Origin of the sequence: Pseudomonas sp. NPDC088885, from assembly GCF_044750025.1 — a bacterium.
GTDB classification, from domain to species: Bacteria; Pseudomonadota; Gammaproteobacteria; order Pseudomonadales; family Pseudomonadaceae; genus Aquipseudomonas; species Aquipseudomonas rustica.
This window is the reverse complement of record NZ_JBIVJB010000138.1, coordinates 1-8,284: the sequence shown is the minus strand read 5'-3', so window position 1 is coordinate 8,284 and position 8,284 is coordinate 1. Positions and strand designations below refer to the sequence as shown.

The following is an 8,284-nucleotide window of genomic DNA, read 5'->3' as shown; positions in this document are numbered from 1 at the left end:
GAACGGGATGGCTGGTAAAAATAACACCGATTAAGAAGGCTTCTCGTTGATCGGGAAAGTCGAAGACTACTCCCGCAAAATCTGGCTGGCTGGTTTAGGCGTGTACTCGAAGATCGACACTGACGGCAGCAAGCTCTTCGATACATTGGTCAAAGACGGCGAGAAAGCCGAGAAGCTCACCAAGTCTGCAGTCGGCAAAAAAGTCGATGCCGCCAAGGATTCCGCTTCGTCGGCCAAGTCGCGCATCAGCGGCGTGAAAGATCGCGCGCTGGGCAAGTGGGACGAGCTGGAAGGGGCTTTCGACAAGCGCCTGAACAGCGCGATTTCGCGCCTGGGCGTACCGAGCCGCAATGAAGTCAAAGCGCTCAACAGCAAGGTCGACACGCTGACCAAGCAGATCGAAAAACTCACCGGTCTGAAAGCTCAGCCTGTGGCGGCGAAAACGTCTGCGGCGAAACCTGCTGCTAAAACAGCTGCGGCCAAACCTGCTGCCAAAACCGCGGCCAAGCCACTGGTAAAAGCTGCGGCTAAACCTGCAGCAAAAGCAGCGGCCAAGCCGGCAGCGAAAGCTAAGGCCGCCGCTAAACCGGCTGCAAAAACCGCCGCCGCCAAGCCTGCCGCTAAAGCAGCTGCCAAACCAGTTGCCGCTAAGGCCGCTGCGAAACCAGCCGCTAAACCTGCGACAAAAGCAGCAGCCAAACCGGCCGCCAAGCCAGCGGCGAAAACCGCTGCCGCTAAACCGGCTGCCAAGCCTGCGGCCAAACCCGCAGCAGCGAAAAAACCCGCAGTGAAAAAACCGGCCGCGCCGAAAGCCGCAGCGCCGAAGCCAGCAGCACCTGCTGCAGCCAAACCTGCCACGCCGGCAGCTCCGGTAAGCGCGTCGAACTCCGCCGCCGCACCGACTCCAGTGGCAACCCCGACTGCCGCATCGACCCCGTCGACGCCAACCAGTCAGTCCTGATTTTTTCAGGACAAAACAAAACGCCCGGCCTGTGAAGGTCGGGCGTTTTTGTTTGCGTAGATAATCTCAAATCCACTGCATATCCCCTGTGGGAGCGGGCTTGCTCGCGAAGGCGTCGTGTCAGTCACTATTTGATTCGACTGATATATCGCTTTCGCGAGCAAGCCCGCTCCCACAGGGGGATTTGCATCCGCAGAGATAGCTCCGTCAGTCATGATCTTCAAGGTATTGCAGGGCCATCCGTTCGGTGGCGACCTTCACCGGCGGCAGCAGGTGCGGTGCCACCAACATCATGATCTGATACACGACCAACCGCACCTCACCCTCACGATCCAGAATCCGCTGATAATCCAGCGAAAACAGCAGCGTCATGGTGATCTGCTCCACCAACTGCCCCAACGCCTGGGTATCACTGACCAACTGCCCCGCTGCCTTCAACCGCGCCAGCAACGACGCCAGCGTGCGCTTCAGTGCATTGAGCAGATGACGAATGCCCTTGGCCAGTTTCGGCAGCCGCCCGGCCAGGTTCGATAGGTCCTGAAACAGAAAGCGATACTGCGCCAACCGCTCCACAATCAAATGCAAAAACAGCCAGTAATCCTCCGGTGCCAGTTCCACATCCGACGGCGGATCAAGCAGCGGCGCCAGTTCATTCTGGAAGCGTTCGAACAGCCCGAGAATCAGCGGTTCCTTGCCGTGGAAGTGGTAGTAGAGGTTGCCCGGGCTGATGCCCATTTCGTTGGCAACTTCCATGGTGGAGACGTTCGGTTCGCCCTTTTCGTTGAACAGTTGCAAAGCACATTCGAGAATCCGGTCGCGGGTTTTCATCCAGTCTTCTTAGAAAAGTTCGGTTAAGCGTCAGCGCACGCGCACGTAGGTACCGGGCGCTGCCTCCATCGGTGGATAGTTCGGGTTGCCGAGGGTGAACGAGGTTTCGTGCTGCGCGCCGGAGCGTTGCTGTATCCACTCCAGCCACTGCGGCCACCAGCTGCCGTCGACGTGTTTGGCGTCGTAGTACCAGGCGCGCGGGTCGCTGCTCATCTTGGCGTTCTCGACGTATGCGGCTTTCGGGTTGCTCGGCGGGTTGAGAATGCTCTGCACATGGCCGCTGTTGGACAGCACAAAGCGTCGGTCACCACCGAGCAGCAAGGTCGAGCGATACACCGCATCCCACGGGGTGATGTGGTCGTTCATGCCGGCGACGCTGAAGCTGTCGACGGTGACTTTCTGTAAGTCGATCGGCGTGCCGCACACCTCAAGTCCGCCTGGATGGGTCAGTGGGTTGTGCTTGAAGAAGTCCAGCAAGTCACCGTGAAACGCGGCGGGCAGGCGTGTGTTGTCGTTGTTCCAGTAGAGAATGTCGAAGGCCGGCGGCTCCTTGCCCAACAGGTAGTTGTTGACGAAGTAGCTCCAGATCAAATCGTTGGGGCGCATCCACGCGAAGACCTTGGCCATGTCGCGGCCATCAAGCACGCCCTTTTGATACGAGCGACGCTTGGCCGCTTCGAGGGTTTGTTCATCGGCAAACAGCGTGGCCGAGGTCTCGATTTCGCTGTCGAGCAGGCTGACCAGATAGGTCGCACTGGAGACCCGGCGCAGCTGCCGCTTGGCCTGTAAGTGACCTTGCAGGGCGGCGATGGTCAGTCCGCCAGCGCAAGCACCCATCAGATTGACCTCGCGGGCGCCGGTGATCGCCCGGCAAATATTCATCGCCTCTTCCACGGCTTCGACGTAGGTCGACAGGCCCCATTCGCGATGGCGCACGTCAGGGTTGCGCCAACTGATCATGAACGTCTGCAAACCGTTTTTCAGCGCGTACTGGACGAAGCTGTTCTGCGGGCTCAGGTCGAAAATGTAGTACTTGTTGATCTGCGGCGGCACCACCAATAGCGGCTTGGCGTACTGCTTTTCGCTCATCGGTTTGTACTGGATCAGCTCAAGCATCTCGTTGCGAAACACCACCGAGCCGGTAGTGGTCGCGACAGTTTTGCCGACTTCAAAAGCCTGCTTGGTCACCTGCCGTGGCAGGCCATCGTTGTGCAGCAGATCATCGAACAAATGACCCAGGCCGCGCACCAGACTGTGGCCGCCGGAGTTGAACAACTCTTTGACTGCCAGCGGATTGAGCAGGGTGTTGGAAGGCGCCACGGCGTCGTTGAGCAGGGTGAAGGCGAAGTGCGCGCGGGCGCGGTCTTCCGGGTTCATGTCGCTTTCGTCGATCCAGCTTTTGACCTGTTTCTGCCAGGCCAGATACGCCTGCAGGCTACGGCGGTAAAACGGGTTGAGGCTCCACGCCGGGTCAGCGAAACGGCTGTCGTTCGGATTGGTCGGGTGCAGGGTTTCACCGAGCAGGACGCGGCCCAACTGGCCGCCGAGCTTCAAGGCGTGTTTCGCGCTGTGCACCGGGTTACGCAAACCGTGGGCGGCCACGCTGCGCAGGGTCGAAAGCAAGTCGCGACCGCGCAATCCGGTGATCGCACTCTGTGCGTTAATGAACACGGCGGGGCTGGGCACCACGCCCGTCGCTGGTTTGTCGCGCATGACTCAACACTCCTTCGTCTTCAGGCCAAAAACACACTCACCGAACCAGAACACCATAGACGCTGTTACGGGTTGCTGCTTGCGTGGCGTCCTGCCACGAATTGCGGGTAAAGCCCTGCATAAAGCCTGCCGCCGACCTTAGCCGCCGAGCGGTGTCGGGTGCGGGTGCATCACCGCGCGCTGCCGTTCCTCCTGGAGGAATTTCATGATGATCGGCGCCACGGCTTCGGCGCGGGTGATCAGGAACAGGTGGCCGTCATCGATGATGTGCAACTGCGCGTTGGGAATGCGCCAGGCGAGCATGCGCATGTTGATCAGCGGGATCAGCGGATCGTCGTCGCCGGCCAGCACCAGCGTCGGCTGATGGATCTTGTGCAGCCAGTGAATGCTCGTCCAGCCGAGGCCGGCGAACAGTTGCCAGTAATAACCGAGCTTGCCCGCCGAACGTACTTTCGCCGCGTGGCTGGCGGCCAGGGTCGGGTCGCGACGGAACGAGCCGCCATAGATCAGCGGCGCGATGCGGATCACGTGCGAGGGCTGAATGTAGCGCCGTGGGCTGGCCATCATCCACAACACTTTCGGTTTGCCCGGCACCATCACCGCACCGGCAGCGGTCGCCGCCAGCACCAGTTTCTTGCAGCGCTCGGGGTAGTCGTAGGCGAATTGCTGCGCGAGCGCACCGCCCCACGACACGCCGATGACGTTGACCTGCCCGTAGTCGAGGTAATCGAGCATCCGCGCCGTCAGTTTGGCCAGACCGGGAAAACGGTACGGCCGATTAGGCGTCGAAGAGCCGCCGACACCGGGGACGTCGAAAGCGATCACTTCCAGATCCGGATCCAGCGCCGCGACAAACGGAAACACCAGCTCCAGGTTGGCGCCGATGCCGTTGAAAATCAGCAAGGGCGTCAAGTGAGGCTTGCCGGGGCGTACCGCCGTGCGGAGGGTCTGCCCATCCAGATCGACGGTACGGAATATGAACGGTTGCGGCATGCGTCAGGCCCTGTGGATTTCAAGTACACCCCGCCCCCTGTGGGAGCGAGCCTGCTCGCGAAGGCGTCGTGTCAGCTAGCATCAATGTTGATTGCATGACCGCTTTCGCGAGCAGGCTCGCTCCCACAATGACGGGGTGGTGTCAGTTACCGCTCGTGTACGTATGTGCCCGGCGAAGCTTCGCCCGCCGGATGTGCCTTGTTGCCCAGTTTCAGCGGGGCCTTTTTCAGGTTGCCCGAGCGTTCGGCCTGCCAGGCCTGCCAGTGCAGCCACCAGGAATCGGTATGCTTGGTCGAGTTCTCTTGCCAGTCATCGGCATTCGCGGCCATTTCTTCGCCGGTCATGTAGCGCGATTTCGGGTTGCCCGGCGGATTCAGAATGCTCTGGATATGCCCGCTGCTCGACAACACGAACTCCACCTTGCCACCGAACAACTGCGCCGACTTGTAGCAGGACTTCCACGGTGTGATGTGGTCGTTGGTGCCGGCCAGCGAGAAGATATCGGCGGTGACCTGCTTGAGGTCGATCGGCGTGCCGCACACTTCCAGTGCATTCGGGCGGATCAGTGGGTTGTTTTTGAACATCTCGATCAGGTCGCCGTGGAACGCCGCCGGCAACCGGGTGGTGTCGTTGTTCCAGAACAGGATGTCGAACACCGGCGGCTCGTTGCCGAGCAAGTAGTTGTTGACCCAGTAGTTCCAGATCAGGTCGTTCGGGCGCATCCACGCAAAGACCTTGGCCATGTCTTTACCTTCGAGCACGCCGGCCTGATACGAATGACGCTTGGCGGTCTCCAGGGTCTGCTCGTCGACAAACAGGGCGACGTCGCTGTCCAGCGTCGTGTCGAGCACGCTCACCAGTAGCGTGAGGGAGTTGACCTTCTTCTCGCCGATCGCCGCGTAGTGGCCGAGCAGGGCGGTGCAGGTGATGCCGCCGGAACAGGCGCCAAGCATGTTGATGTCTTTGCTGCCGGTAATTGCGGTGACCACGTCGACCGCTTCTTTCAGTGCATCGATGTACGTCGACAGGCCCCACTCGCGCTGCGCCTTGGTCGGGTTGCGCCAGCTGACGATAAACGTCTGCACGTTATTGCGCAGGCAGAACCGCGCCAGGCTCTTGTCCGGGCTGAGGTCGAATACGTAGAACTTGTTGATCTGTGGCGGCACCACCAGCAATGGACGCTCGTGGACTTGCTCGGTGATCGGCTTGTACTGGATCAGCTCCAGCACGTCGTTGCGAAACACCACTGCGCCTTCGGTCACGCCGAGGCTCTTGCCGACCTCGAATGCGCCCATGTTGACCTGGCTCGGCATGCCGCCGTTGTGTACCAGATCCTTGGCCAGATGCGAGAGGCCGTCGAGCAGGCTCTTGCCACCGGTTTCGAAGAAACGTTTGACCGCTGCGGGGTTGGCCGCCGAGTTGGTCGGGGCCATGGCTTCGGTCATCAGGTTGATGACGAAGTGGCCGCGCGCGATGTCTTTCGGTGAGAGGTTGCTGTCATCAATCCAGGAGTGGAGTTCCTTGCGCCACGCCAGATAGGTTTGCAGATAACGTTTGTAGAGCGGGTTCTGGCTCCACGCAGGATCGACGAAGCGACGGTCATCGCCGGCCGGTTGCAGTTCGGATTTGCCGAACAACACGTTCTTCAGCTCAAGGCCGAAATGGGTCACGTGCTTGACGCTATGGATCGGTTGTTTGATGGCCTGTTTCAGCACCATACGAGCAGAGGCGAGCAGATCCTTTCCACGTAGCCCAACGACAGGATTAAGCCCCAAGGTGTTTTCCGAGGCTTGGTACTTCAAGTCATCGTTATTCTTGTTACTCATCTACGACGCTCCATTGTCCTGAGACGAGTACCCGGTTTTCTGCTGTGCAGTTCCACAGCCAATGCCAGGTACTACTGCTCGGGTGACCGTTAATTCTGCATAGCTGTTTTACAGTCGTAGTGCACTGCAGGGAACTTGCCAGCTCCATTGGTTACCCGAGTTTAATTTTTTTCGCAAGCGGGCCGATCCTCGGCCTCACAGCGGAGCATTCAAACAGATGAAGTTAGAAAATGCCCTCTAAAGAGCGCGAGGCTCGGACTAGAGCATCAGCTTGACAATCGACTCGTCGGGATCGCGGGTTTTTCCGGCGGCTTTGAGCTCGGCGAGATAATCGGCCCAGAGTGCGTCAAATCGTCGCCCCAGCTCGTAGAGGTATTCCCAGGTGAACAGACCACTGTCGTGACCGTCGTCGAAGGTCAGTTTCAGTGCGTACTGACCGGCCGGTTCTACTTTGCTCAGACCGACGTGAATCTTGCCGAATTGCAGAATCGGATTGCCGTGGCCTTGAACCTCGGCGGAGGGAGAATGCACGCGCAGAAATTCGGCGGGCAGGGTGTATTCCTCGCCGGACGCGTATTTGAGCGTCAGGGTTTTCGAGGCTTTGTGCAGTTTGATGTCGGTGGGGATCATGATCAGGTATCCGTCTAGTGCGGAACCTTGTGGGAGCGAGCCTGCTCGCGAAAGCGGTGGTTCAGTCAACACAAGGGTTGAATGTACTGCCGTCTTCGCGAGCAGGCTCGCTCCCACAGTTCCATTACATCTGTAAGAGTTGCTTACAGGATATAACGGGACAGGTCTTCGTTCTCCGCCAATTCGCCGAGGTGGCTGTTGACGTATTCGGCGTCGATCAGAATCGGCTTCTCATCGTGGGTGCTGGCCATGTCGCCGGCGCTGAACGACACCTCTTCGAGCAGACGCTCAAGCAGGGTGTGCAGGCGACGGGCACCGATGTTCTCGGTTTTCTCGTTGACCTGCCAGGCGATCTCGGCGATGCGCTTGATGCCTTCCGGCTGGAACTGGATGTTCAGGCCTTCGGTTTTCAGCAGTGCGCAGTATTGCTCGGTGAGCGAAGCGTGCGGTTCGCTGAGGATGCGTTCGAAGTCCGATGGGCTCAGCGCTTTCAGTTCAACGCGGATCGGCAGACGACCTTGCAGCTCAGGCACCAGATCGCTCGGCTTGCTCAGGTGGAACGCACCGGACGCGATGAACAGGATGTGGTCGGTTTTGACCATGCCCAGTTTGGTGTTGACGGTGCAGCCTTCGATCAGCGGCAGCAAGTCGCGCTGCACGCCTTCACGGGAGACGTCGGCGCCGCCGACATTGCCACGCTTGGCGACTTTGTCGATTTCGTCGATGAACACGATGCCGTGCTGCTCAACCGCTTCCAGCGCTTTGGCTTTCAGCTCTTCTTCGTTGACCAGACGCCCGGCTTCTTCGTCACGCACCAGCTTCAGCGCTTCTTTGACCTTGAGCTTGCGCGACTTCTTCTTGCCCTTGCCCATGTTGGCAAACAACGACTGCAGCTGGTTGGTCATTTCTTCCATGCCCGGTGGCGCGGAGATATCGACGCCGGCCACTTCGGCGACTTCGATTTCGATCTCCTTGTCATCCAGCTGACCTTCGCGCAGACGCTTGCGGAACAGCTGACGGGTGTTGGAATCGGAACTTGGCGCTTCTTCATTGCTGAAGCCCATGCGTGCCGGCGGCAGCAGCGCGTCGAGGATACGATCCTCGGCAGCGTCTTCGGCGCGGTGGCGAACGCGGGTCATTTCCTGCTCGCGGAGCAACTTGAGCGCCGCGTCGGCCAGATCACGGATGATCGATTCGACGTCACGGCCGACGTAGCCGACTTCGGTGAACTTGGTCGCTTCGACTTTGATGAACGGCGCGTTGGCGAGTTTCGCCAGACGACGGGCGATCTCGGTTTTACCGACACCTGTCGGGCCGATCATCAGGATGTTCT

Annotated in this window: 7 protein-coding genes; 1 reads left to right on the top strand and 6 read right to left on the bottom strand. The window is 59.6% G+C overall.

The window, feature by feature from the left end; all coding sequences use genetic code 11:
- The first annotated feature begins 46 nt into the window (after positions 1 to 46).
- A complete protein-coding gene (locus tag ACIP1X_RS26680) occupies positions 47 to 961 on the top strand; it encodes a phasin family protein (RefSeq protein ID WP_400755770.1) in 915 nt (304 codons plus the stop codon).
- 207 nt (positions 962 to 1,168) lie between these two features.
- Here the strand turns inward: ACIP1X_RS26680 and ACIP1X_RS26675 are convergent, their stop codons facing one another.
- The 6 genes from ACIP1X_RS26675 to hslU form a co-directional block, all read right to left on the bottom strand.
- Positions 1,169 to 1,789 carry a TetR/AcrR family transcriptional regulator gene (locus tag ACIP1X_RS26675; protein ID WP_038360043.1) on the bottom strand — a complete coding sequence of 207 codons (621 nt, stop codon included), beginning with the start codon at positions 1,787 to 1,789 and terminating at the stop codon, positions 1,169 to 1,171.
- A 30-nt stretch (positions 1,790 to 1,819) separates the two neighbouring features.
- Positions 1,820 to 3,502, bottom strand: a complete 1,683-nt coding sequence (phaC, locus tag ACIP1X_RS26670) for a class II poly(R)-hydroxyalkanoic acid synthase (RefSeq protein WP_400755769.1) — start codon at positions 3,500 to 3,502, stop codon at positions 1,820 to 1,822.
- A 138-nt stretch (positions 3,503 to 3,640) separates the two neighbouring features.
- The gene (phaZ, locus tag ACIP1X_RS26665; protein WP_007909378.1) at positions 3,641 to 4,495 is read right to left on the bottom strand and encodes a poly(3-hydroxyalkanoate) depolymerase; all 855 of its coding nucleotides are present in this window, start codon (positions 4,493 to 4,495) and stop codon (positions 3,641 to 3,643) included.
- Between the two features lie 146 nt (positions 4,496 to 4,641).
- Positions 4,642 to 6,321, bottom strand: a complete 1,680-nt coding sequence (gene phaC, locus ACIP1X_RS26660) for a class II poly(R)-hydroxyalkanoic acid synthase (RefSeq protein WP_400755768.1) — start codon at positions 6,319 to 6,321, stop codon at positions 4,642 to 4,644.
- Positions 6,322 to 6,579: 258 nt separating this feature from the next.
- The gene (locus tag ACIP1X_RS26655; protein ID WP_400755771.1) at positions 6,580 to 6,954 is read right to left on the bottom strand and encodes a gamma-butyrobetaine hydroxylase-like domain-containing protein; all 375 of its coding nucleotides are present in this window, start codon (positions 6,952 to 6,954) and stop codon (positions 6,580 to 6,582) included.
- Positions 6,955 to 7,094: 140 nt separating this feature from the next.
- Positions 7,095 to 8,284: HslU--HslV peptidase ATPase subunit (gene hslU / locus ACIP1X_RS26650; RefSeq protein ID WP_400755767.1), on the bottom strand; the 1,190-nt coding region annotated here is incomplete at its 5' end.